Annotated in this window: 22 protein-coding genes; 16 read left to right on the top strand and 6 right to left on the bottom strand. The window is 74.2% G+C overall.

The window, feature by feature from the left end:
* The first annotated feature begins 8 nt into the window (after positions 1-8).
* From ACGH7X_RS36270 to ACGH7X_RS36285, 4 genes are all read left to right on the top strand, one after another.
* Positions 9-749 carry a beta-phosphoglucomutase family hydrolase gene (locus ACGH7X_RS36270; RefSeq protein WP_399893887.1) on the top strand — a complete coding sequence of 247 codons (741 nt, stop codon included), beginning with the start codon at positions 9-11 and terminating at the stop codon, positions 747-749.
* Positions 746-3,121 (top strand): glycoside hydrolase family 65 protein, encoded by a 2,376-nt coding sequence (locus ACGH7X_RS36275; protein ID WP_399893890.1) that lies wholly within the window; start codon positions 746-748, stop codon positions 3,119-3,121. The genes ACGH7X_RS36270 and ACGH7X_RS36275 overlap by 4 nt, the downstream gene beginning before the upstream one ends.
* A 153-nt stretch (positions 3,122-3,274) precedes the next feature.
* Positions 3,275-4,753, top strand: a complete 1,479-nt coding sequence (locus tag ACGH7X_RS36280) for a hypothetical protein (protein WP_399893893.1) — start codon at positions 3,275-3,277, stop codon at positions 4,751-4,753.
* 72 nt (positions 4,754-4,825) lie between these two features.
* Positions 4,826-5,344 carry a DUF5709 domain-containing protein gene (locus tag ACGH7X_RS36285; RefSeq protein ID WP_399893896.1) on the top strand — a complete coding sequence of 173 codons (519 nt, stop codon included), beginning with the start codon at positions 4,826-4,828 and terminating at the stop codon, positions 5,342-5,344.
* 36 nt (positions 5,345-5,380) lie between these two features.
* Here the strand turns inward: ACGH7X_RS36285 and ACGH7X_RS36290 are convergent, their stop codons facing one another.
* The 3 genes from ACGH7X_RS36290 to ACGH7X_RS36300 all read right to left on the bottom strand — a co-directional run bounded on the left by ACGH7X_RS36290 (position 5,381) and on the right by ACGH7X_RS36300 (position 8,133).
* A complete protein-coding gene (locus ACGH7X_RS36290; protein WP_399893899.1) occupies positions 5,381-5,602 on the bottom strand; it encodes a hypothetical protein in 222 nt (73 codons plus the stop codon).
* Positions 5,603-5,729: 127 nt separating this feature from the next.
* The gene (locus ACGH7X_RS36295; protein WP_399893902.1) at positions 5,730-6,839 is read right to left on the bottom strand and encodes a PP2C family protein-serine/threonine phosphatase; all 1,110 of its coding nucleotides are present in this window, start codon (positions 6,837-6,839) and stop codon (positions 5,730-5,732) included.
* A gap of 79 nt (positions 6,840-6,918) precedes the next feature.
* Positions 6,919-8,133: a beta-1,3-glucanase family protein gene (locus tag ACGH7X_RS36300; protein ID WP_399893905.1), complete on the bottom strand. Its 1,215-nt coding sequence runs from the start codon at positions 8,131-8,133 to the stop codon at positions 6,919-6,921.
* A gap of 220 nt (positions 8,134-8,353) precedes the next feature.
* Between ACGH7X_RS36300 and ACGH7X_RS36305 the strand changes: the two genes are divergently transcribed.
* A complete protein-coding gene (locus ACGH7X_RS36305) occupies positions 8,354-8,713 on the top strand; it encodes a hypothetical protein (RefSeq protein WP_399893908.1) in 360 nt (119 codons plus the stop codon).
* A gap of 6 nt (positions 8,714-8,719) precedes the next feature.
* Here the strand turns inward: ACGH7X_RS36305 and ACGH7X_RS36310 are convergent, their stop codons facing one another.
* Positions 8,720-9,607, bottom strand: a complete 888-nt coding sequence (locus ACGH7X_RS36310; RefSeq protein ID WP_399893910.1) for a Gfo/Idh/MocA family protein — start codon at positions 9,605-9,607, stop codon at positions 8,720-8,722.
* Between the two features lie 325 nt (positions 9,608-9,932).
* Between ACGH7X_RS36310 and ACGH7X_RS36315 the strand changes: the two genes are divergently transcribed.
* The 9 genes from ACGH7X_RS36315 (at position 9,933) to ACGH7X_RS36355 (ending at position 22,626) form a co-directional block, all read left to right on the top strand.
* Entirely contained in the window at positions 9,933-10,865 is a 933-nt protein-coding gene (locus ACGH7X_RS36315) for an alpha/beta hydrolase family protein (RefSeq protein ID WP_399893913.1), read from the top strand.
* A 219-nt stretch (positions 10,866-11,084) separates the two neighbouring features.
* Positions 11,085-14,408 (top strand): LuxR C-terminal-related transcriptional regulator, encoded by a 3,324-nt coding sequence (locus ACGH7X_RS36320; RefSeq protein WP_399893916.1) that lies wholly within the window; start codon positions 11,085-11,087, stop codon positions 14,406-14,408.
* Between the two features lie 121 nt (positions 14,409-14,529).
* Positions 14,530-15,813 (top strand): PucR family transcriptional regulator, encoded by a 1,284-nt coding sequence (locus ACGH7X_RS36325; RefSeq protein ID WP_399893919.1) that lies wholly within the window; start codon positions 14,530-14,532, stop codon positions 15,811-15,813.
* A gap of 912 nt (positions 15,814-16,725) precedes the next feature.
* Positions 16,726-17,517 (top strand): ABC transporter ATP-binding protein, encoded by a 792-nt coding sequence (locus ACGH7X_RS36330; RefSeq protein ID WP_399893922.1) that lies wholly within the window; start codon positions 16,726-16,728, stop codon positions 17,515-17,517.
* Positions 17,514-18,332, top strand: coding sequence for an ABC transporter ATP-binding protein (locus ACGH7X_RS36335; protein WP_399893924.1), 819 nt, complete (start codon positions 17,514-17,516; stop codon positions 18,330-18,332). Before ACGH7X_RS36330 ends, ACGH7X_RS36335 begins: the two co-directional genes overlap by 4 nt.
* The gene (locus ACGH7X_RS36340) at positions 18,329-19,225 is read left to right on the top strand and encodes a branched-chain amino acid ABC transporter permease (protein ID WP_399893927.1); all 897 of its coding nucleotides are present in this window, start codon (positions 18,329-18,331) and stop codon (positions 19,223-19,225) included. The genes ACGH7X_RS36335 and ACGH7X_RS36340 overlap by 4 nt, the downstream gene beginning before the upstream one ends.
* Positions 19,218-20,375 carry a branched-chain amino acid ABC transporter permease gene (locus ACGH7X_RS36345; protein WP_399893930.1) on the top strand — a complete coding sequence of 386 codons (1,158 nt, stop codon included), beginning with the start codon at positions 19,218-19,220 and terminating at the stop codon, positions 20,373-20,375. Before ACGH7X_RS36340 ends, ACGH7X_RS36345 begins: the two co-directional genes overlap by 8 nt.
* Entirely contained in the window at positions 20,372-21,661 is a 1,290-nt protein-coding gene (locus tag ACGH7X_RS36350; RefSeq protein ID WP_399893933.1) for an ABC transporter substrate-binding protein, read from the top strand. Before ACGH7X_RS36345 ends, ACGH7X_RS36350 begins: the two co-directional genes overlap by 4 nt.
* A 146-nt stretch (positions 21,662-21,807) precedes the next feature.
* Positions 21,808-22,626: an SAM-dependent methyltransferase gene (locus ACGH7X_RS36355; protein ID WP_399893936.1), complete on the top strand. Its 819-nt coding sequence runs from the start codon at positions 21,808-21,810 to the stop codon at positions 22,624-22,626.
* Between the two features lie 72 nt (positions 22,627-22,698).
* Here the strand turns inward: ACGH7X_RS36355 and ACGH7X_RS36360 are convergent, their stop codons facing one another.
* On the bottom strand, positions 22,699-23,619 hold the full coding sequence (locus tag ACGH7X_RS36360) for a helix-turn-helix domain-containing protein (RefSeq protein WP_399893939.1): 921 nt from the start codon (positions 23,617-23,619) through the stop codon (positions 22,699-22,701).
* A 114-nt stretch (positions 23,620-23,733) separates the two neighbouring features.
* Entirely contained in the window at positions 23,734-23,961 is a 228-nt protein-coding gene (locus tag ACGH7X_RS36365) for a DUF397 domain-containing protein (protein ID WP_217168253.1), read from the bottom strand.
* A gap of 228 nt (positions 23,962-24,189) precedes the next feature.
* Here ACGH7X_RS36365 and ACGH7X_RS36370 point away from each other — a divergent pair, with 228 nt between their 5' ends.
* Both ACGH7X_RS36370 and ACGH7X_RS36375 read left to right on the top strand, forming a co-directional pair.
* Positions 24,190-24,648, top strand: a complete 459-nt coding sequence (locus tag ACGH7X_RS36370; RefSeq protein WP_399893942.1) for an ATP-binding protein — start codon at positions 24,190-24,192, stop codon at positions 24,646-24,648.
* 28 nt (positions 24,649-24,676) lie between these two features.
* Complete coding sequence (locus ACGH7X_RS36375) at positions 24,677-25,225, top strand: hypothetical protein (protein ID WP_399893945.1); 549 nt, start codon at positions 24,677-24,679, stop codon at positions 25,223-25,225.
* Positions 25,226-25,262: the final 37 nt, after the last annotated feature.

Genomic DNA, 25,262 nt, shown 5'->3' on the forward strand with positions numbered 1-25,262 from the left:
GTGGGGGTATGACGACGCAGCTGGGACTTCCCGACGACATCCAGGCCTGTCTCTTCGACCTCGACGGGGTCGTCACGAAGACGGCCGTGGTGCACGCCGCCGCCTGGAAGGAGACGTTCGACGCCTTCCTGCGCGAGCGGGACGGCGCGGACTTCCGCCCCTTCACCGACTCCGACTACGACCAGTACGTCGACGGCCGCCCCCGCGCCGACGGCGTCCGCTCCTTCCTCGCCTCCCGCGGCATCGAGCTGCCCGAGGGCGGCCCCGACGACCCCCCGGACGCGGGCACCGTCAACGGCGTCGGCAACCGCAAGAACGAGCTGCTCCTGGCGAAGATCCGCACCGACGGCGTGGAGCCGTACCAGGGCACCCTGCGCTACATCGACGCGGTCCGCGCCGCCGGCCTCGCCACCGCGATCGTCTCCTCCAGCGCCAACACCCGGGACGTGCTGCGCTCCATCGACGCCGAGCGGCTGTTCGACGTACGGATCGACGGAGTGGTGGCCCGGGAACGGAAACTGCCGGGCAAGCCGCACCCGGACACCTTCCTCGCCGCCGCCCGCGACCTAGGCGTCGAGGCGTCCCGCGCCGCCGTCTTCGAGGACGCGCTGGCCGGCATGGACGCCGGCCGCTCCGGGCGCTTCGGGTACGTCGTCGGAGTCGACCGCGTCGGCCAGACCGACGCCCTCTACGCCCACGGCGCCGACCGCGTCGTCAAGGACCTCGCCGAACTGGAAGGCCGCGCGTGATCACCAACCGGACGTACACCGTGGAGCCCTGGCGCGTGCGCGAGACGGCCCTCAACCTCGACCTCCTGGCGCAGAGCGAGTCCGTCTTCGCCCTCTCCAACGGGCACGTCGGCTGGCGCGGCAACCTCGACGAGGGCGAACCGCACGGCCTGCCCGGCAGCTACCTCAACGGCGTGTACGAACTGCACCCGCTCCCGTACGCCGAGGCGGGCTACGGCTACCCGGAGTCGGGCCAGACCGTCATCAACGTCACCAACGGCAAGCTGCTGCGGCTGCTGGTCGACGACGAGCCCTTCGACCTGCGCTACGGACGGCTCGGCAAGCACGAACGCACCCTGGACCTCAGGCGCGGCGTGCTCGAGCGGTCCTGCGAGTGGACCTCACCGGCCGGCACGACCGTCCGGGTGCGCTCCACCCGGCTGGTCTCCCTCACCCAGCGCGCCATCGCCGCCGTGGAGTACGAGGTCGAGCCCGTCGACAGCCGGACCCGGGTGGTCATCCAGTCGGAACTGGTCACCAACGAGAGCCTGCCCACCCAGGACGGCGACCCGAGGGCGGCCAAGGCACTGCAGTCCCCGCTGGAACCGGAGGAAAACCTGGCGACGGGGTCGCGGCTGCGTCTGGTCCACCGCACCCGGCACAGCGGTCTCAGGGTCGCCGTGGCCGCCGACCACGTCGTCGACGCCCCCGGGGAGATCACCACCAGCAGCGAGAGCAACACCGACGTGGCCCGCCTGACCCTCACCTCCGTCCTGGAGCCGGGGCAGCGGCTGCGGGTGCAGAAGACCGTCGCCCACGGCTGGTCCGGCGCCCGCTCCCGGCCCGCGATGAGCGACCAGGTCGAGGCGGCGCTGGCCGCCGCCGCCCACGGCGGCTGGGACGGCCTGGTGGCCGAACAGCGCGCCTACCTCGACGACTTCTGGGCCCGCGCGGACGTCGAGGTGCACGGCGACGAGGAGATCCAGCAGGCCGTCCGCTTCGCCCTGTTCCACGTGCTGCAGGCCGGGGCCCGCGCCGAGCAGCGAGCGATTCCGGCCAAGGGACTGACCGGGTCCGGATACGACGGACACGCTTTCTGGGACACCGAGATGTTCGTCCTGCCCCTGCTCACCTACACCGCGCCCAAGGCCGTCGCCGAGGCACTGCGCTGGCGGCAGGGCACCCTGCCCGCCGCCCGGGACCGCGCCACCCAGCTCGGGCTGCGCGGCGCCGCCTTCCCGTGGCGGACCATCGACGGCTCGGAGGGCTCCGCGTACTGGCCGGCCGGCACCGCCGCCTTCCACGTGGCCGCCGACATCGCGCACGCCGCGGTGCGCTACACGGCGGCGACCGGCGACACCGACTTCGAACGCGAGACCGCGGTGGAACTCCTGGTGGAGACGGCCCGGCTGTGGCGTTCCCTGGGCCACCACGACTCCCACGGCGTGTTCCACATCGACGGCGTCACAGGACCGGACGAGTACAGCGCCGTGGTCGACGACAACACGTACACCAACCTGATGGCGCGCTCCAACCTGCTCGCCGCGGCCGACGTGTGCGAACGCCACCCCGAGGAGGCGACCCGGCTCGGCGTCGACGAGGAGGAGAGCGCCGCCTGGCGGGACGCCGCCGAGGCCGTGCACATCCCCTACAACGACGAGATCGGCGTCCACGAGCAGCACGCCGGCTTCACCCGCCACCAGCGCTGGGACTTCGCCGGCACCGGCGCCGACCAGTACCCGCTGATGCTGCACTTCCCCTACTTCGACATCTACCGCAAGCAGGTCGTCAAGCAGTCCGACCTCGTGCTGGCCATGTACACCTGCGGCAGCTGGTTCGACGCCCACTGCGACGAGGACCAGATCGCCGCCAACTTCGCCTACTACGAGGGGCTGACCGTACGGGACTCCTCCCTGTCCGCGTGCTGCCAGGCCGTCGTCGCCGCCCAGACGGGGCACCTGCGGCTGGCCTACGACTACGCTACCGAGGCCGCCCTCATGGATCTGGCGGACCTGGAGCACAACACCCGCGACGGCCTGCACATCGCCTCGCTGGCCGGTACGTGGATGGCGCTGGTCGCCGGATTCGGCGGCACCCGCCGCTACCGCGACGGCCTGCGCTTCACCCCCCGCCTGCCGGAGAAGTTCAGCCGGCTCGCCTTCCGGCTCCAGTTCCGCGGCCGGTGCCTCCAGGTGGAGATCGACGGCGGCAAGGCGACGTACTCGCTGCTGACCGGGCCGCCCCTGACGATTCATCACCACGGTACCGAGGTGCACGTGAACGGGGACGGGCCCGTCACCCTCGCCATCTCCGCCCCGAAACAGCGGCCCACACCCGAACAGCCCCCGCACCGCCGCCCCGTGCCCGCCGACCGACCGGGCCCCGGGGGGTGACGTATGAGACAGCGGACTGGCCGAGTTCCGCCCTGCGGATCAGGGGGACGCGGGTTAGTTTGACCTTGTTTTCCGGGTTTCCGGGCTCCCGCCACGGGCGGCAGGAGGTGAGGACCGAGCGGCCCCGCGACAAGCGGGGGTGAGGGGTGCACGATGGCCGACGGCGCCAACGCCATTCTCGTCGGCAGACGGCGGGGCGAGACGGCAAGGACGCCGGACACCCCCAGGCGGCTGCGCGGTGACGCACCGGTCGTGGCGGTGGCCGCCGCCTTCACCCTGGCCCAGCTGGTCCTCGTCCACCCGACGATGGGCCTCGGCTGGGACGAGACGGTGTACATCAGCCAGGTCACCACCCACCATCCCGCCGCCTTCTTCAGCGCGCCCCGCTCCCGGGGCGTCTCCCTGCTGGTGGCGCCCGTGGCCTCCTGGTCGGCCTCCACGGAACTGCTGCGGGTCTACCTCTCCGTCCTGTCGGGCCTCGGCCTGTACCTCGCCCTGCGCGCCTGGAAGGGCCTGTTCCCGACCCGGGTCCTCGCCACCGCGGGCGCGTTCCTCGCCACCCTGTGGGTGACCCTCTTCTACGGCCCCCAGGCCATGCCCAACTACTGGGTCGCGATCGGCGCCCTGGTCACCGTGGGCTGCTTCCTGCGGGCCCGGCGTGGGCACCCGGGCCGGGGCCTGCTGTGGGGTGTGGCGGCCGGGGCCGTCCTGATGGCCCTGATGCGGCCCACCGACGCGGTCTGGGTGACCGTACCCCTGCTCGTCCTCGTCCTCGTGCGCCGCCACTGGCCGCTGCTGCTCGCCCTCGTGGGAGGCCTGGCGGCCGGAGGCGTGGAGTGGATGATCGAGGCGTACGCCTGGTACGGCGGCGTGGGGGAGCGGCTGTCCCGCGCCTCCGAGATCCAGGGCGGCCTCGGCTGGAACCTTGCCGTCGACGACCAGATGCGCAGCCTCGGCGGACGGGGCCTGTGCCGCCCGTGCACCGGAGCGATGCCCCACCCGGTGGTCACCCTGTGGTGGCTGCTGCTCCCCGCCGTCGCGGTCCTCGGCGTGGTCGTCGCGGTGCGGGCCCGCCGCGCCACCGCGACGCTGATCCCCTTCGCCTGCGCCCTGACGGCAGCGGTGCCGTACCTGTTCATGATCGGCTACGCCGCGCCCCGCTTCCTCCAGCCCGCCTACGCCCTGCTCGCCCTCCCGGTGGCCGACGCGCTGTGGCACCTGGCCAGGACCGGCCGCGACCGGTGGCGGCCGGTGGCCGCGACCCTCGTCGCGCTCGCGCTGGCCGGGCACCTGGCGGTCCAGTTCGCGGTCCTCGTGGGCACCGTGAACCGCAACGTCGACAGCCGCGAGGACTGGGCCCGGGTCGCCGACGAACTGCACCGGCTCGGGGTCCGCCCGCCGTGTCTGCTCACCGAGCACGAGTCCATCCCGATCGGCTACTACACCGGCTGCTCCTCCGGCGCGACCGGCGGCAACAACGAGAACACCACCGCCGCCGAGATCGAGGAAACCGCCCGGCGGATCCCGGTCGCCGCCGTCACCGGACCGGGCGGCACCCCGCCCGGCTACGCCCGCGACTGGACCCCGCACCGCATCACCGACCTGGAGATCCGCGTCGCACCCACGGGTTAGAGATCGCGGATCGGGAAACGCGAAGCGGACAGCGGGACGACCGAGCCGACGCAGCGCGAGAGGGAGGCAACGATGGGCACGGACCCGATGGCCGACGACGCCTACCAGCCCACCGGTACCAACGAGGAGCAGGCGGACGCCGCACCCCTCGACCTCGAGGACGCCGTCGACGAACGGAGCTACGACGACACGCTCGACGAGGGCTACTCCCCGCCCGAGAAACCACTCGGCGTCACCAAGCACGGCACCACGGCCGCCGAGCAGCACGACGGCGAGAGCCTCGACGAACGGCTGGCCGAGGAGGAGCCCGAGGTGTCGGCGCCCGACGGGGACGGCGTGGGCGACGAGCCCGGGGGCGAGGGCGAACCGGTCGACCAGGAGGTGGGCACCGACCGCTCCGGCCGCCTCGTCGCCCCCGACGAGGGCGTACGCACCGACACGACCAAGGAGACGGTCGCCGAGGACGTCGGCATCGACGGCGGAGCCGCGGGCGCCGAGGAGGCCGCCATGCACGTCGTGGACGACGAGCCGGCGCCGCCGGACGCCGAGGGCGCCGAGGACGAGGGGGCGGGCCCCGGCCGGACCGGCTGAGCCGGCGGCCGGAGCCCCGAGGAGGTCCCGGAGAGGTCAGGGAAGCAGCTTGTCGAGGGCCGCCGGGCCCTCCTCGGACAGCTTGCGCCTGGCCCATTCCAGGTTCTGCGGGGTGACGTCCCGGCCGGCCGCCAGGACGAGGTCCTCCGGGGACACGTCCGTGCCGGTGCGGGCGTGGAGCAGGTCGTCCGGGGTGGCGCGGTCGTCGTCCGCGCGGGCCTGGGACGGTCGCGGGTCGTCGGGCTGTGACGTCGACATGATCAGTGCTCCTCGGATCCGGATTCGCTGCTTCGGTGCCGTGCTGTTGTCGGTCCCGAATATCCCGATAACACCATTCAATGCGGAAACGGCCGGCGCATCCTGAAGCGCCGCGGGGCCGGCGGTGTCAGTCCCCGGCCGGCGGCGAAGGAGTGAGGACGAGCATCGTGACGTCGTCCTGCACGTCCGGACAGAAGCGCACGAGATCCGCCCACACCCGCCGGGGGAGCGCGGCGGAGTCCTCACCCGCGAAGGTGCCGAGCCGCTCGGCCAGCGGATAGAACGCGCCGCTGTCGTCCCTGGCCTCGACCACGCCGTCGGAGGCGAGGAAGAGCCGGTCGCCGGGGCGCAGCGACACCGTGCACGCCTCGATCGCCCCGGCGTCCGCGAGCCCGAGCCCCAGCGGTGTCCACGGCGAGACCTCCAGCTCCGTGGCGTCCGCGCCCCGCAGCAGCAGGGGCGGCGGGTTGCCGCAGACGACGACGCGCACCTGAAGGGCGTCGGCGGAGAACTCCAGCAGCGCGGCCGTCGCGAACAGCTCGGCGTGCCGCGCGTCCGCCGAGTCCACCAGCAGCCTGCGGTCCAGCCGCCCGGCCACCGACGCGAGGTCCGGCTGGTCGAGCACCGCCTCCCGGAACGCCCCCAGCAGCGAGGCGACCGTCGACACCGCCGACAGCCCGTGCCCCTGCACGTCCCCCGTCACCACCCGTACGCCGAAGGGGCCGTCCCGCACGTCGAAGAAGTCGCCCCCGACGAGGGTCCCGCGCTGCGCCGCCCGGTACAGACCCGCACAGCGCACCGCCCCGACCCGCTCGGGCAAAGGGGGTACGACGGCGTTCTGCGCGGCCTCGGCGACCGTGCGCTCCAGACCCAGCTGGGCGTCCCGGCGACTGCGCACGAAGGACACGAAGACGCTGAGCACGGCCACGAAGACGATGGTCAGCAGGTCGGCGTCGCCCGGCCGGTCCAGCTGGAGGGCCGGGACGTGCAGCAGCGCGACCACCACCCCGCCCAGCAGGGCGGTCGCCAGCGGGCCGTACGACAGGACGGCCAGCGGCGGGATGGCACCCAGCAGGAACCCGATCTCCAGGGGTTCGTGACTGAGGAGGGTCGCCGCGCAGATCGCCAGGACGAGGGCCGGCGGGAGCACCCGCACCCAGCGGGGCGGCGGCGCCCCGCTCAGCCAGCTCCGCCGGTCCTCGCCCCGGCCCGGCGGCGGGCCGGACACCTTTCGCACACCACCACGCTCCTACGCCGGGGCGCCGCCCGCACGCGCAGAGCCGTTCGGACGGGTGGCGATCCGTCGTCGGCCGGGCTCAGAAGGCGCCGAGCGTCAGCCGGAAGCCGGTGGGCGCGTTGTCCTGGATGTAGGAGGCGAAGTCGGCCACGTCGTCGAAGGCGAAGCCGTACGCTCTGCCGTCCTCGGTGGCCGCGTGCACCGCCTTCGCGTAGTGGTTGGTCAGACCGGTCCCGTAGAACGTCGCCGGGTCGGTGGTGGGCTGCTCGGCCGAGGAGACCAGCGTGGAGCGGTTGAAGCCGGCGCCGAGGACCGCGGCGACGGGACCGGTCGTGCCGTCGTTGGGCGCGGCCAGGGCGCCGTCGCAGAACAGGACATCCCGGGTGGACGGCTTGGCGAAGGACACCTGGGCGGGCCCGTCGAAGGTCAGCCGGTCCCCGCGCACCCGGCCGGTGAAGGTCCCGGCGTTGGTGGTGATCCTGAGGTCCTTGCCGGTGTAGGTGCTCCAGACCTCGTCGACGTACGGGGCGAGGTAGTCCTTGGGGAACAGGCCGGCGTCCAGCCCGTGGCCGGGGGCGATCACCCGGGTGTCGTCCACGACCAGCGGTGCGAACTCCTCCACCTGCCGCAGCGCGGCGAACACGTCCGCACGTCCGCCCGCACGCACGGTGCCCGTGGTCTGGTCCTTGGCGCCGGTCAGCCGGATGGCGAGCGGCACGCTGAACATGTCGACCATGGTGGTGTTGCAGAACATCCCGGAGGAGTTGTAGGTGAACTCCGCGCAGTCGTGCAGCACCCCGTAGTTCGGGTCGGACTCGACCCAGCCCGCCGGGTACTGGAGCGCGGCGTTGCCCGCGCCGTCGGCGACCACCTTGAACTTCAGCTTCTCGCCGAGGGACACGTAGATCCGGCCGGAGAGGTACGGCAGGTTCAGCTTGGTCTCGCCGCCGCCGGACAGGCTGATCGCGTAGTCCGTGAAGCCGTCGGCGCCGTTGTCGGAGAGCGCCACGGGCGCGACGGTGCCGTCAGGGGTGACGCGCACCTGCCGGCCGTCCACGTTGCCGACGATGTAGACGTGCACGTCGGCGTTGCCGAAGGAGCCGGTGCCGTTGACGATCGTCAGCGGCAGGGCGCCGGCGGCCTTGGTGCCGGGGGCGGCCGCGGAGTCGTCCGAGCCGACGCCCGCGAGCGCGTGCGGGGCGACGGCGGCGGCGACGGGTGCGGCCACGACCATGCCGCCGAGGGCGACGAGGAGCTTGCGGCGGGCGAGCGGGCGCTGGTGACGGGCAGTCATGTGGGGGGTCTCCAGAGTGATCGGGGCGGGCGGCGCGAGAGCGGGAACCCGGAGGCCTGAGAGCGCTCTCACGCGGTGCGCCGATGGTACGCAGAGTGGATGTCCCGTCCAACCGTCTCTCCGTGCCCCCAAGCCCGTTGTACCTGCTGGGACTTGGGATGCCCGGGACGGCGCAGGAACGCTTAACCGGTGTTTAAGGGCCGCTTAATCCGGAGGCGATGTGGGATTCGAAGGTGAGACCTGGCACGTGCGTCAGGTGCGGGGCGTGGGGGAGGCCGGCGCGGAGATCGGGGAGATCCTGATCGAGGACGCCGACTTCCCCTGGCTGTCGGGCCGGTTCCGCGCGGGCCCGGCGTACGGCGCGGTGCACGACCTGTTCGTCCGCGAACTCGCCCTCGCGGAGCGGGACGACGCGGGGCACTGGACGCAGTGGGAGGCGGTCTACGCAGAGATCGAACGGCGCGTGCGGCTGGTGTCGCCCGACGGCCCGGTCGCCGAGTTCCTGCTGCACATCAAGGGCGAGAGGGCCTGGTTCCGGTGGAGCGACGAACCGCTCCGGCGGAAGCGGGCCGACGGCTGACCGGCCTCACGCCCGGTCGGACAGGAGGGTCTCGGCCTCGGCGAGGATCTCGGTGACCCGCAGCCCGAACGCGGCGTCGCACGGATGCGGGCGCCCGCCGCCCGCTGCGGCGAGCAGCGCGTCCGCGGCCCGCCGCAGCGCGGGCACCGGTCCCTGCGTGGACTCCGGAAGGAGCGTCACCCCGGCCCGGCCGCGCAGCTCCACCGTGGCACCCGCCGCCGCGGGCGGCGCCGTCAGGCTGAGCGTGAGCGTGCTCGACGCACCCCCGGTGTGGTCCAGCATCAGATGGACGGTGTCCCCGGGGCCCGGCGCGGCCGCCGTCACGCGCCGGGCGTCACCGAGGACCGGCAGCAGCACCGACAGGGCGTGCGGCCCCACGTCCCACAGGGCGCCCTTCTCCCGCCGCCAGGGCGAGTCGGCGAACGGGCTGTCACCGCCGCCGAACACGGCACCGAGCCACTGAGCCCGCGCGGTGAACCAGCCGCCCGCGGCGGCCTGTTCGGTGATCCACGCCTCGGTCTCGGGCTGGAACCCGGTGGTGAAGAAGACCACCGAGGCGACGCCCGCCGACCGCACCGCCTCCACCACCGCCCGCCCCTGCGCCGCCGTCGTCGCGAGCGGCTTGTCGAGCAGCAGGTGGCACCCCGCCCGCGCCGCGCGCACCGCCAGGTCGGCCTGGACGGCCGGGGGCAGCGCGACGGCGACGGCGTCCACGTCGGCCAGCAGGGCGTCGACGTCGTCGTAGGCCCGCGTGCCGTGCCGCCGCGCCAGCTCCTTGGCGGCGTCCGGGCGGCGGCCCCACACCCCCGCGAAGTCCAGGTCCTCGTGGGCCGCCAGGGCGGGGGCGTGCGCCATGTCCGCCCAGGGGCCGGTGCCGAGCAGTCCGATGCGCATTGCGTCGCCTCTCCACGTTTTCTGCCGGGTCCGGCCACGGACCCGGCGGCGTTCCTCCCTGACGACCGGCGTGCGACAGCCCGGCCGACGCCGAGCGTGTCACACCGACCGGGTGTCCGGACAGGGCGCTCGGAATGCCGGCCCCGCGTCGCACGAGACCGGTGATTCTGCCGATCCCCCCGGCCGCCCCGCCCGTCGACAGTGGCACCGCCAGCTCATCGGCGACGCCCGTCAGGCGGATGTCCCGGGACGCGACCCCACGTGTTCCCGGGCCGTGTGCGATCACCGGCCGGGCCGCTCGCCACGACAGAGAGGACGACCCCTCGTGCAGCAGAACCCCCACACCCACGCCGCCCACCGGGCGCCACGCCCCACGTTCCGGGGCGCGCGGCGGCGGCTCTCCGGCCTGACGGCCGCCGTGGCCGCGGCCGTCGTGCTCGGCACCCTCACCGGCCCGGGAGCCCAGGCCGCCGACAACCCCTACGAGCGCGGCCCGGCGCCCACCGAGTCGAGCATCGAGGCGTCGCGCGGCTCCTACTCCGTGGCCGACACCAGCGTCTCCTCGCTCGCGGTCACCGGCTTCGGCGGCGGCACCATCTACTACCCGACCAGCACCGGCGACGGCACGTTCGGCGCCGTGGCGATCGCGCCCGGCTTCACCGCGTACCAGTCCTCCATGGCCTGGCTCGGACCGCGGCTGGCCTCCCAGGGCTTCGTCGTGTTCACCATCGACACCAACACCACGCTGGACCAGCCCGACTCCCGCGGCCGGCAACTGCTGGCAGCCCTGGACTACCTCACCGAGCGCAGCTCCGTCCGGAGCCGGATCGACAGCAGCCGGCTCGGCGTCATGGGCCACTCGATGGGCGGCGGCGGCACCCTGGAGGCCGCCAAGTCCCGGCCGTCGCTCCAGGCCGCGATCCCCCTCACCCCCTGGAACCTGGACAAGAGCTGGCCCGAGGTGAGCACCCCGACGCTGGTAGTGGGGGCCGACGGCGACACGATCGCCCCCGTGGCCTCCCACGCCGAGCCGTTCTACACCGGCCTGCCGTCCGCCACGGACCGCGCCTACCTGGAGCTGAACAACGCGACCCACTTCTCGCCGAACACGTCGAACACGACGATCGCGAAGTACAGCATTTCCTGGCTCAAGCGGTTCATCGACAACGACACCCGCTACGAGCAGTTCCTGTGCCCGCTGCCCAGGCCGGGCCTGACCATCGAGGAGTACCGGGGCAACTGCCCGCACGGTTCCTGACCCTCAGTACGGCACCGTCCGGCGGCGGTCGCGGGCACCTCGCGGCCGCCGCCGGTCCGCTGTGCCGCCGCACGGCCCCGGCCGCGCCCGGTTGGGCGCCGGCACAGTGCCCGGGCCGCTCGCACGGCACACATCCGCAGGTGACAGGGCCGAAGCGCCGGTGGACGCGGGTGGATCGATGCCTTCCGCCTCGGGTTACGCGCGCGTAACCTCCCGAAAATGACCGGAGAGACGACCGTACGTACGGCCGTGCGGATCCACGGCCGTGGCGCGCAACGGGAGGCCTTGCGCGCCCTGTTGGAGGAGCTGCCCACCCGCGGCGGCCAACTCCTCGTGACCGGCGAACCCGGACTCGGCCGGACCACTCTGCTCCAGTGGGCCGCCCGCTCCTTCCGGGCCGGTCCCGTACTCCGCCCCCGCCCCGGCCCGGACCCGGGCGCGCACGTCACCCCCGAGCGACTGCTGGGCAGTCTGCGGGCGGCGGCCGGGGCGGCGCCCGTACTCGTGTGCGTGGACGACGCCCACCTGTGGGACGCGGCGTCACGCACCGCCCTCGGCCGGGCGGCACAGGGCCGCCCGCACTCCGCGGGCCCGGTCGGACTGCTCCTCTCCGTCGCCGCGGACCGCGCCGTCGACCCGGAATTCGCCCACCTGCCCGTTCTCCGCCTGGACCCGCTGGCACCGCCGCGGGCCGCCGCCCTGCTCGACGACGTGACCGACGGTGCCGTCGCCCCGGCCGTCCGCGAGCGGCTCCTGGCCGAGGCGGAGGGCAATCCCGCGCTCCTGCTCGCCCTCGTCCGCCGGCTGTCACCCGGCGAGCTGCGCGGACACCGGCCCCTGCCCCAGCCGCTGGCCGACGCCGCGACCCTCGCCGAGGTGGCGGGCGGTGCGCCGGCCGGCCCATCCGCTTACGCGCGGGACCTGCTGCTGACGGTGGCGGCGGCCGTGCGGGGCTCGGACGGGCCGGACGTCGACGCCGGCCCGGTCCTCGACGCGGTGCGGCGCCTGCGTCCGGCGCCGGGGTCCGGCCCCCGTGCCGAAGCGCTGCCCGTACAGCTGCTCCTGGCGGGCGACCGGTTCCGCTTCCACAGCCCGCTGGTCCGCCGCACGGTGCACGCCACCGCCGCGCCCGACCGACGGCGCGCCGCGCACCGCGCGCTGGCCGACGTGCTGGAGTCCGGCGGCCACCGGCTCCCGGGGCTGCTGCACCGCTCCTGGTCCCTGAGCGGCCCGGCGCCCGCGTCTTCGGCGGACCGGCTCGCGTCGGTGGCGGCCGACGGCACGGTACGGGCCTCGTACCGGCTGCGTGCGACGGCGTACGCCCGTGCCGCCGAGCTGACGTCCGACGGCGCGGGGCGGGCGGAGCGGTACACCGCCGCGGCCGAGCAGGCCCTGCTCGCCGGGCGCCCCGAACGGGCCCGCCCGCTGCTCGCCGCGGCCCGCGGCTGCGCCGCCCCGGCCGCCGTACGGGGGCGGGCCGAGCTGGTGCGCGGCCTGGTGGAACTCAGGGACGGTCCGGTCGGCGACGCCCACCAGTCCCTGCTGCTGGCCGCCTCCCTGCTCGCCGCGGACGCCCCCGCCGACGCCGCGACCGCCGCACTGGCCGCCGCCGACGCGGCCTGGGCCGCGGGCGACCTGCCGGCCTGCCTGGCCACCCTCGCCCCTGGCCCACCGACCCGGTCCGGGACCGCGGTCTGCGAGGGGCCCGGCGGGGCCGTGGTCTGCGAGGGGCCTGCTGGGACCCTGGTCCGCGAGGGCCCTGCTGGGGCTGTGGTTTGTGAGGGGGCTGCGGGGAGCTGGGGCTGTGAGGGCCTTGCCGGGGCTGTGGCCTGTGAGGGCCTCGCCGGGAGCCGGGGCTGCGAGGGCTCTGCCGGGGCTGTGGTCTGCGAGGGGGCTGCGGGGAGCTGGGGCTGTGAGGGCCTTGCCGGGGCTGTGGCCTGTGAGGGCCTCGCCGGGAGCCGGGGCTGCGAGGGCTCTGCCGGGGCTGTGGTCTGCGAGGGGGCTGCGGGGAGCTGGGGCTGTGAGGGCCTTGCCGGGGCTGTGGCCTGTGAGGGCCTCGCCGGGAGCCGGGGCTGCGAGGGCTCTGCCGGGGCTGTGGTCTGCGAGGGGGCTGCCGGGAGCCGGGGCTGCGAGGGCCCTGCTGGGGCGGTGGTCCGTGACGGGGGTGCCGGGAGCCGGGGCTGCGAGGGCCTTGCCGGGGCGGTGGTCCGCGACGGGGCTGCTTGGATCCCGGTCCACGAGAGTCCCGCCGGGGTCCCGGTCCACGGCCACACCGTCGGCCACCGCCCCGCGGTACCCCTGGCCACCGTCGTACGTGACCATCGCGTCGGCATGCGCGCGCTGCTCGAAGGGCGGCTCGACCGGGCCGGGGGACCGCTCGGGCAGGTGGTGGAGCGGGGCAGGACCGAGGAGCGGCCCGAGGCGCTGCTGCGGTCGGCGGCGGCCGCGTTGCTGCTCGGGGACGTGGACGCGGCCCGCAGGGGCGGGGCCCGGGCCCTGGCCGCCGCCCGGCAGCTCGGCTCGGACGCGCTGGTGCCGCAGGCACTGGAGTACCTCGCCTACGCCGAACTGCGCGCCGGCCGGCACGCGCAGGCCCGCACCCACGCGGAGGAGGGGCTGCGCACCGCGCTGTCGGCCGGGCAGCGCAACACGGCGGCCAACCACCGTGCGGTACTGGCCCTCGCGGCGTCGATCGAGGAGGAGCCGGACGTCGTCGCCCGGCACGTCGCGGCCGCGCTGGCCACCGCCCGTCAGCACGGGCTGGCCCAGGCGGCCACCCTCGCGGAGTGGGCGGCAGCCCGCGCCGACCTCGGCCGGGGACGCCCCTTCGACGCCGCGGACCGGCTCGGGCTCCTGGTCCTCCCCGGGCCCGGGCGCGGCCACTTCGCGGTCTGGCGGCTCGCCGTACCGTGCTTCGTGGAGGCCGCGGTCCTCGCCGGACGCCACGACGACACCCGGGAGGTCCTCACCGACTTCGCCGGCTGGGCCGCGTTCGGCGCCGACCCGCAGGCCGCCGCCCAACTGGCCCGCTGCCACGCCCTCCTCGCCCCGCCGGACCGCGCCGACGACCTCTACCGCCGCGCGCTCGCCCGGCACGACGAGGCGGGCGGCGACTTCGAACGGGCCCGCACCGCCCTGCTGTACGGCAAGTGGCTGCGCCGGCGCCGCAGACCGCGCGAGGCCCGCGGCCGCCTCGGCACCGCGCTGGCCGGGTTCGAGCGCTGCGGCGCCGGCGTCTGGGCCGCACAGGCACGCGACGAACTGCGTGCCCTCGGGGCGGCGGCACCGTACGGCACCGGCGCCGGGACACTGACCCGCCTCACCCGCCTGACCCCGCAGCAACTGCGCATCGCACGGCACGTCGCCGAGGGTGCCACCAACCGCGAGGTCGCGCTGAGGCTCGCGGTGAGCACCCGCACCGTCGACTACCACCTCCGCAAGGTCTTCGCCGCGCTCGGCGTGCGGTCCCGCCTGGAGCTGGCCCGCCTGGTCGGGCAGGCGGAACAGGCCGAACACGTCGAAAAGACCGGTGCACAACCCTAGGGACCGACCGGACGGTATGCCATCCTTCGGGGCAGGACGAGTCAGGAGGCAGACCCGGCGCGGGCGGAACGGCCCGTCGCGGGGCGGCGCCTTCGCAAGCCCTGACCCGGGGAGGACCGCGATGCAGCACGCCGTACGGTCACGAGCAGCGATCCGCACCGGGCTGACGCCCGTTCCACGCCCGCGGACACCGGGTGTCACGTCGTTGATCGACGCCGACGCCCTGCGTGTCCTGCACCGGGCCGCGCGCGCCCTGCTCGACGACCTGCCCGACCTGACCGACCGGCTGGTGGCCCTGCTGCAGGAGCAGGAGCCCGCCTACCGCGCGGCCGTCACGAAGGACCCCACCGCCACCTGGCAGGAGGCCCACCGCTCCCTGCGGCACAGCGTGGCCTCGCTGCTCGACCCCCGCGGCGCCCGGGACGCGGCCCGCCGCTGCTCCTGGCGGATCGGCGCCACCCGCGCCGAGCAGGGACTCCCGCTGGACGCCCTGCTGCACGCCTTCCGCCTGGGCGGCTCGCTGGTGTGGCAGCGGCTGGTCGAGGAGACGTCCAGGGCCGCGCCCGAGGACGTGCGGCTCCTCGTGCACGTGGCCGCCGACGTGTGGAACTTCGTCGACGAGCACTGCACCCTCGTCGCGGAGTCCTACCGGCAGACCGAGTGGCAGCTCGGCCGCCGCCGCGAGAACCGCGCCCGGCTGCTCGCGGCCGGCCTGCTCGACGGCACCAGCCGCATCGCCGACCTGCCCGAGGCCGCCCGCGCTCTCGACCTGCCCGAGCAGGGCCGCTACGTCGTCGTCGCCGTCACCGGCGGGCCTCCGGTCCGGTCCGACGCCGCCCGCGCCACCGCCGTACCGCCCGGCGTCCGCGTCCACTGGCACGCCGGGGCCCAGGTCGACTACGGCATCGTCCTGGTCGGTGCCGGCGAGGGGCTCGCGGACCCGCACGAGCCGGGTTCCGGGCCGCACCCCTCCTCCCCGGGCCTGCGGATCGGCGTCGGCAGCCCGGTCGAAGGACTCGCCGCCGTCGGCGACGCCCGCAGGCTCGCGGACACCGCACTGGACATCTGCCCCGAGGCGGGCGGCACGGTGAGACTGGCCGACCAGCTCCCCGCCGCGCTGGTCGTCTCCAGCCCCGAACTCGGCCGGGCCCTCGCCGAGAGGGTGCTCGGTCCCGTGCTCCGTCTGGAGCCCGCCGACCGCGAGGTGCTGCTGGACACGTTGACGACGTGGCTCGACTGCGACGGCTCGGCGCAGCGCGCAGGCGAACGCCTCTACTGCCACCGCAACACCGTCCTCAACCGTCTCCGCCGCTGCGAACAACTGACCGGCCGCTCCCTGGCACGCCCGGCCGACGTCGTCGAGTTCAGCCTGGCCCTGACCGCCCGGCGCGTCCTGCGCGACTGAAACGCGCGACGGGACGCCGCCCGGAGCCACCGACCCGCCGACGGCCGGCCGACCTCTCGCCCGCCGCCCGGGGCCCCTGACCGGAGCGCTTCGTCGCACCGCCGCCCATGGTGCCCGCTCCCCGGCGCCGTCCGCCCCCGCGTCGGCGGCGGCGCGGCGCCCGGAGCCCCGGCGTCATCGGCCGGTCGGCGGAGGGCCCCGGTGCGTCTCGCGGGCCGCCCGGGGCCCCTGACCGGGGTGCTTCGTCGCGCCGCCGCCCTGGTGCCCGCCCCCGGCGCCGTGCGCCCCCCGCTATCCGTCCCCCCGCTGGCACGGCGCCCGGAGCCTCGGTGTCATCGGCCGGTCGACGGAGGGCCCCGGTGCGTCTCGCACGCCGCCCGGGGCCCCTGACCGGGGTGCTTCGTCGCGCCGCCGCCCTGGTGCCCGCCCCCGGCGCCGTGCGCCCCCCGCTGTCCGTCCCCCCGCTGGCGCGACGCCCAGAGCCCCGGCGTCATCGTCCCGTCGGCGGAGGGCCCCGGGGCCGCTCGCGGGCCGGCCGAGACACCCGGCCGGGGTGCTTCGTCGTGCCGATGCCCCTGTGCCCGAGCCCCCGCAGGCCGCGACCCGCGCGAGCGGGTTTGGTGCAGGCAGCACGTGCGCCCGGTTGCCAAGACCGGGGCGGTCTCCGGCACACCGCGGGTACGGCGGCCGGTACCGGGGCGCCCGGGGTCCGGTATGCGTCGGCTGCCCGGGCCCCGGTCCGCTGCCCGCCACCGCCCCTCCTGGGCATCCGCACAGACTCACCGGCCCCGCACTGGGACGCCGCAGCGACCCTGCCCGCCACCCCTGTACGGCCGGCGGTGCCCGTGCTGTCGTGAGCTCCCCCCATTCACCCGTCACCGTGCCGTCCCGGCGCGGTCCCAAGGAGCCGCGATGCCCGCAGCACCACCGGACGGCGCACCCGCGCTGCACGTCGAGAGCCTCGACGTGACGTACGGGCGCGCACTGTCCGCCCTCCGCTCCGTGTCCCTGACCGTCCCGCACGGCGCGGTCGTCGCGCTGCTCGGCGCCAACGGCGCCGGCAAGACGACGCTGCTGAGGGCCGTCTCGGGCACCCTGCGCCTGCACCGCGGCGCGATCACGGCAGGCCGGGTCCGCTACGGGGACACGGCGCTCGACGGCCGGGACCCGGTCGCCGCCGTACGCGCCGGAGTCGTACAGGTGCCCGAGGGCAGGCGGGTGTTCGCCGGACTCACCGTCGACGAGAACCTGCGGGCCGGCGGGCTCGGCCTCAGCCGCCGCGCCCCGGCCCAGGTCCGTGAGGCCCGGGACCGCGTCTTCACACTCTTCCCGCGCCTGGCCGAACGCACCCGCCAAGCCGCGGGACTGCTGTCCGGCGGCGAGCAGCAGATGCTGGCCATCGGCCGTGCCCTGATGGCCGCGCCCCGCCTGCTCCTGCTCGACGAACCCTCCCTCGGCCTCGCCCCGATGATGGTGGACCGCATCGCCGAGGTCGTCCGCGAGATCAACACCCAGGGCACCGCCGTCCTCCTCGTCGAACAGAACGCCGGCATGGCGCTGTCCCTGGCCGAGCACGCCTACGTCCTGGAGGTCGGCGAGATCGGGCTGTCCGGCGACGCCGGGGAACTCGCCCGTACCGACGCCGTACGCCGCCTCTATCTGGGCGACACCCCCGAGGGCGCCGACGGCAAGGGGGCCGCGTGAGCACCCGTACCGCCGCACCCCCCGCGCTCGACGTGCGGGGCGTGACCGTGCGCTTCGCCGGTCTGCTCGCCCTCGACGACGTCTCCTTCACCGTCGCCCCCGGCACCGTGCACGCCGTCATCGGCCCCAACGGCGCCGGCAAGTCCACCTGCTTCAACGTCCTGTCGGGTCTGTACCGGCCCACCGCGGGCAGCGTACGGCTCGGCGACGCCGAGCTGACCCGGCTCGCCCCGCACCGGATCGCCGCGCTCAAAGTGGCCCGCACCTTCCAGAACATCGTCACCACCCAGGGCACCGTCGCCGACAACCTGATGCTCGGCCGGCACGCCCTGTCCCACGCCGGTTTCGCCGCCAGCGCCCTGCGACTGCCGCGCGCCGTGCGCGAACAGCGCGAACACCTCGCCAAAGCCCGCGAGATCGCCGAACTCACCGGCCTGGGCGCCCACTTCGACTCGCCCGTCGCCCTGCTGTCCTACGGCGACCGCAAGCGTGTCGAACTCGCCCGCGCCCTCTGTCTGGAGCCCCGTGTACTGCTGCTCGACGAACCCGTGGCCGGCATGAACGCCGCCGAACGCATCCGCACGGCCGAGGTCGTCCGGGAGATCCGCGCCGAACTCGGCCTGTCCGTCGTACTGGTCGAGCACGACATGGGCCTGGTCATGCGGCTCGCCGACGAGGTCACCGTCCTCGACTTCGGCAGGGCCATCGCCCACGGCACCCCCGACGAGGTCAGGCGCGACCCCGAGGTACTGCGCGCCTACCTCGGCACCACCGCCACAACCGGCACCGCCGGCACGGGGGAGGACGCGGCATGAGCGGCTTCCTCGACAACCTCCTCAACGGCCTCGCCCTCGGCTCGGTCTACGCCCTGATCGCCCTCGGCTTCGTCACCATCTTCAAGGCTTCCGGCGTACTGAGCTTCGCCCACGGCTCGCTCCTGCTGCTCGGCGGCTACCTCGTCGCCGTCCTGCACGACGACATCGGCTTCGCCGGTGCGCTGGCCGTCGCGGTCCTCGCCACGGCCGCCGTCGCCGGTGCGCTGGACCGGCTGGTGCTGCAACGCGTCGGGACCGACCCGCACTCCGCCCACGTCCAGACCATCGTCACCATCGGCATCGACATCGTCCTGGTCACCGACCTCGCCCGGCGCATCGGCGGCGACCTGCTGCCGCTCGGCGACCCCTGGGGCGCCGCCGTGACCGACCTGGGCCCGGTCACCGTCGCCGACAGCCGCATCGCCGCGATCCTGGTGTCCGCGGTCGCCATCGCCGGCGCCTTCGCCCTCTTCCGCTTCACGCCCTGGGGGCTGTCGCTGCGCGCCGCCGCCGAGGACGGCGAGGCCGCCGCCCTCATGGGCGTACGGCTCACCCGCGTGCGCACCGTCGCCTGGTGCCTGGCCGGCGGACTCGCCGCGCTCGCCGCGGTCTTCCTGGTCGCCTTCCCCGCGCCCGGACTTGAGCGCACCACCGGGCAGATCGCGCTGAAGGCGTTCCCCGCCGCCATCCTCGGCGGGATGACCTCCCCGGTCGGCGCCCTGGTCGGCAGCATGCTGATCGGCCTCACCGAGGCCTTCGTCGCCGGCTACCAGTCCGACCTGCACGTCCTCGGCGAGGGCTTCGGCGACGTCGCGCCTTACGCCGTGATGGTGCTCGTCCTCCTGGTGCGCCCCGCCGGACTCTTCGCGGCGAAGGGAGCGGCCCGTGTCTGACCGCCTCGCCACGCTGCTCAGGAGCGGCCGGGTCCTACTGCCCGCCCTCCTCCTGTGCGCCCTGCCGTTCTACCTGGACGCCTTCTGGCTGCGCATCGGCCTGTTCTCCATGGCCGCGGCCATCGGCGCCGTCGGGCTCGGCCTGCTCAGCGGCACCGCCGGACAGCTCTCCCTCGGGCACGCCTTCTTCCTCGCCGTCGGCGCCTACGGCTACGTCTGGCTCGCGGGCGAGCCCGGACCCGGCCTGCCGCCCGCCGTCGCCGCCGTCCTCGCCGTACTGCTCGCCGGAGCGGCGGGCGGCCTGTTCAGTCCCGTCGCGGGCCGGGTCAAGGGCATCTACCTGGGCGTGGCCACCCTCGCCCTGGTCTTCCTGGGCCACCACGTCCTGCTCACCGCGGACTCCGTCACCGGCGGCTTCAACGGACGCTCGGTGCCGCCGCTGGAGCTGGGCGGCTTCACCTTCGCCGAGACCGATCCCGAACTGACGGTCCTGGGCGTACCGTTCGGCGCCGAGGAACGGCTCTGGTACCTGGGCCTCGCCCTGTTCGCCCTCACCTGGTTCACCGCGCGCGGACTGCTGCGCGGCCGTCCCGGACGCGCCCTGGTGGCGCTGCGCGACAGCGAGACCGCGGCGTCCGTGATGGGCGTGCACGTGGCCCGGTACCGCTCGTCCGCGTTCGTCGTCTCGTCGATGTACGCGGGCCTCGCCGGCGTGCTCCTGGCGCTCTCCTTCCGCCGCGTGGTGCCCGACTACTTCTCCCTCGCCCTCTCCGTCGACTACCTCGCCATGATCGTCATCGGAGGCCTCGGCTCGGTGGCCGGCGCCGCCGCCGGAGCCGTCTTCGTCACCGCGCTGCCCCTGCTGATGACCCGCTACGCCGACCAGTTGCCGCTGGTGGCGACGCCGGGGTCCGGCGACGGCTCGATCGGCCCGACCGAGGCGTCCCGCTACCTCTACGGCGCGGCGATCGTCGTGATCCTGCTCTACGCCCCCGACGGCCTGCACGGACTGGCCCGCCGCACCCGTGCACGGCTGCACCGCGGCGCACCCGTCACCGGACCTCCCGGCACCGGACCCTCGCCCGGAGCGAACTCCGCGTCCTCCGCCACTCCCGCCACCACCGCACGAGCCAAGGAGCACACCCCGTGAACGTCACGCACCCCAGGCCCCGCACCGCCCGCACCGCCCGGACCACCGCCCTGGCCGCGGCGCTGGCCGCCGTGCTGCTCGCGGGCACCGCCTGCAGCTCCAAGGCGGACGGCGGGAGCACCGACGACGCCGCCGACGGCGTCAAGGCCGGCCCCGGAGTCAGCGACAAGAGCATCAGACTGGGCGCGCTGACCGACCTCACCGGCCCCTACGCCACCCTCGGCAAGAGCATCGTGCAGGCCCAGCAGATGTGGGCCGACGAGACCAACGCCGCCGGGGGGATCTGCGGTCGAAAGGTCGAGATCGTCGTCAAGGACCACGGCTACGACGTGCAGAAGGCAGTCACCGCCTACGCCGACATCTCCCCGGACGTCGTCGCCCTGCCGCAGGTCATCGGCTCCCCGGTGGTCGCGGCCCTGCTGGACGACATCGAGCGCGACCACATGCTGACCTTCCCGCAGGCCTGGGCCGCCTCCCTGCTCGGCCGGGACTCCGTCCAGGTCCTCGGCACCACCTACGACCTCGACATGATCTCCGCCGTCGACTTCCTGACCCGCACCAAGAAGATCGCCAAGGGCGACACCATCGGCCACGTGTACTTCGAGGGCGACTACGGCGCCAACGCGCTCGAGGGCTCCGAATGGGCCGCCGAGCAGGCGGGGATGAAGGTGGCGGGGCAGAAGATCAAGGCCACGGACACCGACCTGACCGCGCAGGTCTCCGCGCTGAGCAAGGCCGGGGTGAAGGCGATCCTGATCAGCGCGGGCCCCGCCCAGACCGCGTCCCTCGCCGGTGTGGCCGCCGCCCGCGGCCTGAACGTGCCGATCGTCAGCAGCGCGCCCGGCTACGCCCCGCAGCTGCTGAAGACGCCCGCGGCGGCGGCGCTGGAGGCCATGGTCCACGTGGTCAGCGCCGCACCGGCGGTCAGCTCCGACCTGCCGGGCGTCAAGAAGATGGTCGCCTCCTACAACAAGGCGTACCCCGGCGAGCCGGTCGACTCCGGTGTGCTCTCCGGCTACAACGCCGCCCAGCTGATGGGCGTCGACCTGAAGAAGGCCTGCGAGGGCGGCAGCCTCACCCGTCAGGACGTGGTCAAGGCGCACCGCTCGCAGAAGAACGCCGACACCGGCCTCGGCACCCCGCAGGACTTCACCCTCGTGACCGCGCCGGCGAGCCGGTCCACGTACGTGCTCAAGCCCGACGCCAAGGCGGTCGGCGGTCTGGTCGGCGTGGAGGAGGCCCACAAGGCGCCCGGAGTGGACGCGTACCTGGCCGCCCGCGGCTGAGGGCGCTGATCGGCCGTCAATTCGGCTGCCACGCAGTCGTCTTGACGGCCGTTCGGTCCAGGGGCTGGTTTCGCCGAACACGGGGTCCCTAGGATGTACTCTCGGTCATGCCAGTGCAGTTGGCGCGGTACGAAGCTGGGGGAACGATGCAAGCCGACAAGCAGTTGTCCACGGAGATCGACGCCAACGTGCCCACGGCCGCACGGATGTACGACTACTACCTGGGCGGCAAGGACAACTACGCGGCCGACCGGACGGCGGTCGGGGAACTCGACAAGGTCGTCCCCAGCACGCGCCGGCTGGCGCTGAACAACCGCCGCTTCCTGCAGCGGGTCGTCCGCACGCTCGCCGAGGACTACGGCATCCGGCAGTTCCTCGACCACGGATCCGGCCTCCCCACGCAGGACAACGTGCACCAGGTCGCCCAGCGCGTCGCACCCGACTCCCGCGTCGTCTACGTCGACAACGACCCGATGGTGCTCGTCCACGGCCGGGCACTGCTCGACCAGAACGACCAGACCGCCGTCATACACGCCGACATGCGTGCCACGGAGGAGATCTTCTCCCACCCGGACACCCGGCGCCTGCTCGACTTCTCGCAGCCGGTCGCCGTGCTGTTCAACTCGGTCTTCCACTGCATCCCGGACAGCGACACCGACGGCCCGATGGCGGTCGTCCGCCGGGTGACCGAGCGGCTCGCGCCCGGGAGCTACGCGGTGATGTGCCAGCTGGTCAGCGAGGACGCCGAGGTACGCAAGTTCGTCACGGACTTCATGGACCAGGCGACGCAGGGACACTGGGGCCGGGTCCGCGAGCCGAAGGACGTCGAGGCGTTCTTCGACGGCATGGACATCCTGGAACCGGGTCTGGTGGAGGTCTCCACCTGGCGCCCGGACACCGAGGTGGCGCCGCGTCAGCTGTCCGACGAGTGGATCGAGTTCGGCGGACTGGGCCGTCTGCGCTGAGCGCCGACGAGCCGGTCACCCGCACAACGCGGAGGGGCCACGCGCGATGCGCGTGGCCCCTCCGCGCTGCCGCTACTTGTCGGCGTAGCGCATGGCCGTCGTCTCGCGGAGCCGGTCCAGCGACTCGCGCGGAGTCAGCGCCTCGTCGGCCAGCCGGTCCAGCGCGACCCGGTACTCCTCGGTCTCGTCCTGGTCCTCGAGGAAGTTGGCGCTCCTGATGTGCTCCAGGTAGACCACGTCCGGCAGATCGGTGCCGCCGAAACGCAGATAGGTGACGGGGATCGCGGGCGCCGACGCGTTCGTCACGTCCAGCGGCACGATCTGCAGCGTCACATGGGGCAGCTTCGCCATCGCGACCAGGTGATCGAGCTGCTCGCGCATGACCTCACGGCTGCCCAGCACGCGCAGCAGCACGGACTCGTCGATGATCGCCCACAGCTGCGGCGCGTCGTCGCGGTCCAGCAACTGAGCCCGGCGCTTGCGCAGTTCGACTCTGCGTCCGACCTCGCCCGCCGGCGCGTTGGGCAGGCCGCGCCTGACCACGGCCTCGGTGTAGGCCCCGGTCTGGAGCAGGCCGGGGACGTACTGGATCTCGAAGGTACGGATGGTGGTCGCGGCCTCCTGGAGACCGACCAGGCGGTCGAACCACTCGGGCATCAGGCGCTTGTCGTACCGCTGCCACCAGCCCGGTTCACCCGCGCGCTGCAACAGCTTGAGCAGGACCGAGCCTTCGTAGGCATCGGTGCCGTACCGCTCGAGGAGCGCACGGACGTCGGTCTCCGTCGGGGGCCTGCGGCCCTTGCCCGACTCGATGCGCGAGAGCTTCGCCGGGCTGAACCCGAGATCGCGTGCGGCCTGGTCCTGGGAGAGGTCGGCGTCCTCGCGGAAACCCGCCAGCTGTACGCCGACGAGCATCTTGAGCAGAGTCGGAGCCGGCTCGGCCCGGTCCAGATAGGGTTCGAGACGGGAGATGCGATGCGACGCGGCGGACATCCTGGCTCCCAGCAGACCGGCAGACTTGAGGGAAAGACTATCTCATCCCCTCGGTGCCCGCCGCATCCGCCTGTAGAAATCGGGTAGTTGGACTCCGCTTACGCGTCCTCGCGCCTACAGCAGGTGGTCGAACTCGCCCTCCTTCGCCCCGGCCAGGAAGGCGGCCACCTCCGCGGAGGTGTAGACGAGGGCGGGGCCGTCCGGGTCACGGGAGTTGCGCATCGCGATGCCCCCGTCCACGAGGGCGACCTCGACGCAGTTGCCCTCGGCGTTGCTGTGCCGACTCTTCTTCCAGCAGGCGTCCAACGAGCTGGCCTGCACTCCGTTGCGCACTGATGGCACCGCGGTCTCCTTGCCGTTCGGGGGAGCGGACCGAGTCCCGTCGGTCCCCGAGCGCCCCCATCCGATTTTTTTCGCGCAATTTCTCGTGCAATTGCACGCGAGCGCTCTAAGCGTGGATAATAGCTGTGGCGTCAACCCCTCGGTCGACGCCTGGTTCTGACGTCGCATCAGGGAGATGCTGTGCCGTCACCTGCGCATTTAACGCTCCTGTCGCCCGGTGAACCCGCGTTGGAGGCGGACGCGACGAGCCGGTCCGCGGGGCTGCCGCGCGAGCGGCCGGCCTCCGCCGCGCTGCGCGTCGCGTGCAGCGCGGAGGGGTTCGCCCGGGCCCGGGTCTTCGCGCGGGAGACACTGCGCGGGTGGTCCCTCGACCACCGCGGCGACGACGCGGTCCTCGTGATCACCGAACTCGTCTCCAACGCCGTGACGCACGCGGTGCCGTCGGCGGGGGCCGGCGCACCGGAGGTCGGGCTGGGACTCGTCCTGGGCCCCGGCCGGCTGACGCTGACCGTCTCCGACCCCGGGGACAACACGCCCGTGTTCCACCCGTCCGACGGCTCCGCACTCCAGGAGCACGGACGCGGCCTGTGCATCGTCGACGCACTCTCGCAGGAGTGGGGCTGGACCCCGCGCCCGCCGGCGGGCAAGACGGTCTGGGCCACGTTGTCGACCCGCCCCCTCATCTGACCCGACTGCCGCGGAAGGGCCCCACACCATGCGCAGCGCTCCGACACCCGAGCCGAGCACCGAGCGCACCGTCCGCCGGACGCAGCCGCCCGGCGTGCCCGGCGCCACCGCACTCCTCGCCGGCCTCGACGGCGTCCCGTGGAGCGAGATCCAGGACTCCAGCGGCTCGGCGGCGGCCATTCCCCGGCTGCTGCGCAAGGTCGCCCGAGGCGACGCCGAAACCGCCCGTGCCGCCCTCGGCGACCTGCGGGGGCGCATCTGCCAGTACGGCTTCGTCGTCGAACAGGCCACCGCCGCGACCGTCCCCTTCCTGTGGGAACTGGCGCAGCGGCCCCAGGTGAGCTGCCGGGCGCAGATCATCCAGCTGCTCAAGAACATCGCCGACGCCCGCCAGTGGGAGACCACCGCCACCGCGTATCCCAAGCTGCTCAACCACCGCGAGAACCCGGTGGCGTGGGAGCGTGCCGCGCGTCAGGCGGTCCGCGACCGGCGGGGCGAACTGGACCGGCTGCTGGCCGAGGACGACAGCGAGATCACGCGGGCCACCACCGAACTCGCCCGCACCCTCGGAGACTGAGACCCGCGCCCTCCACGGGGGAGAAGGCGCGGGTCTC

The sequence above is a fragment of the Streptomyces sp. BBFR51 genome (assembly GCF_044591655.1).
In the GTDB taxonomy this organism is placed as follows: Bacteria; Actinomycetota; Actinomycetes; order Streptomycetales; family Streptomycetaceae; genus Streptomyces.

Excerpts from the sequence above, each read along its gene's own strand:
- ACGH7X_RS36270 (WP_399893887.1), top strand. The coding sequence starts at position 9 with ATGACGACGCAGCTGGGACTTCCCGACGACATCCAGGCCTGTCTCTTC.
- ACGH7X_RS36375 (WP_399893945.1), top strand. The coding sequence starts at position 24,677 with ATGCGCAGCGCTCCGACACCCGAGCCGAGCACCGAGCGCACCGTCCGC.
- ACGH7X_RS36300 (WP_399893905.1), bottom strand. The coding sequence starts at position 8,133 with ATGACTGCCCGTCACCAGCGCCCGCTCGCCCGCCGCAAGCTCCTCGTC.
- ACGH7X_RS36340 (WP_399893927.1), top strand. The coding sequence starts at position 18,329 with ATGAGCGGCTTCCTCGACAACCTCCTCAACGGCCTCGCCCTCGGCTCG.
- ACGH7X_RS36320 (WP_399893916.1), top strand. The coding sequence starts at position 11,085 with ATGACCGGAGAGACGACCGTACGTACGGCCGTGCGGATCCACGGCCGT.
- ACGH7X_RS36285 (WP_399893896.1), top strand. The coding sequence starts at position 4,826 with ATGGGCACGGACCCGATGGCCGACGACGCCTACCAGCCCACCGGTACC.
- ACGH7X_RS36330 (WP_399893922.1), top strand. The coding sequence starts at position 16,726 with ATGCCCGCAGCACCACCGGACGGCGCACCCGCGCTGCACGTCGAGAGC.
- ACGH7X_RS36355 (WP_399893936.1), top strand. The coding sequence starts at position 21,808 with ATGCAAGCCGACAAGCAGTTGTCCACGGAGATCGACGCCAACGTGCCC.
- ACGH7X_RS36310 (WP_399893910.1), bottom strand. The coding sequence starts at position 9,607 with ATGCGCATCGGACTGCTCGGCACCGGCCCCTGGGCGGACATGGCGCAC.
- ACGH7X_RS36360 (WP_399893939.1), bottom strand. The coding sequence starts at position 23,619 with ATGTCCGCCGCGTCGCATCGCATCTCCCGTCTCGAACCCTATCTGGAC.
- ACGH7X_RS36280 (WP_399893893.1), top strand. The coding sequence starts at position 3,275 with ATGGCCGACGGCGCCAACGCCATTCTCGTCGGCAGACGGCGGGGCGAG.
- ACGH7X_RS36290 (WP_399893899.1), bottom strand. The coding sequence starts at position 5,602 with ATGTCGACGTCACAGCCCGACGACCCGCGACCGTCCCAGGCCCGCGCG.
- ACGH7X_RS36325 (WP_399893919.1), top strand. The coding sequence starts at position 14,530 with ATGCAGCACGCCGTACGGTCACGAGCAGCGATCCGCACCGGGCTGACG.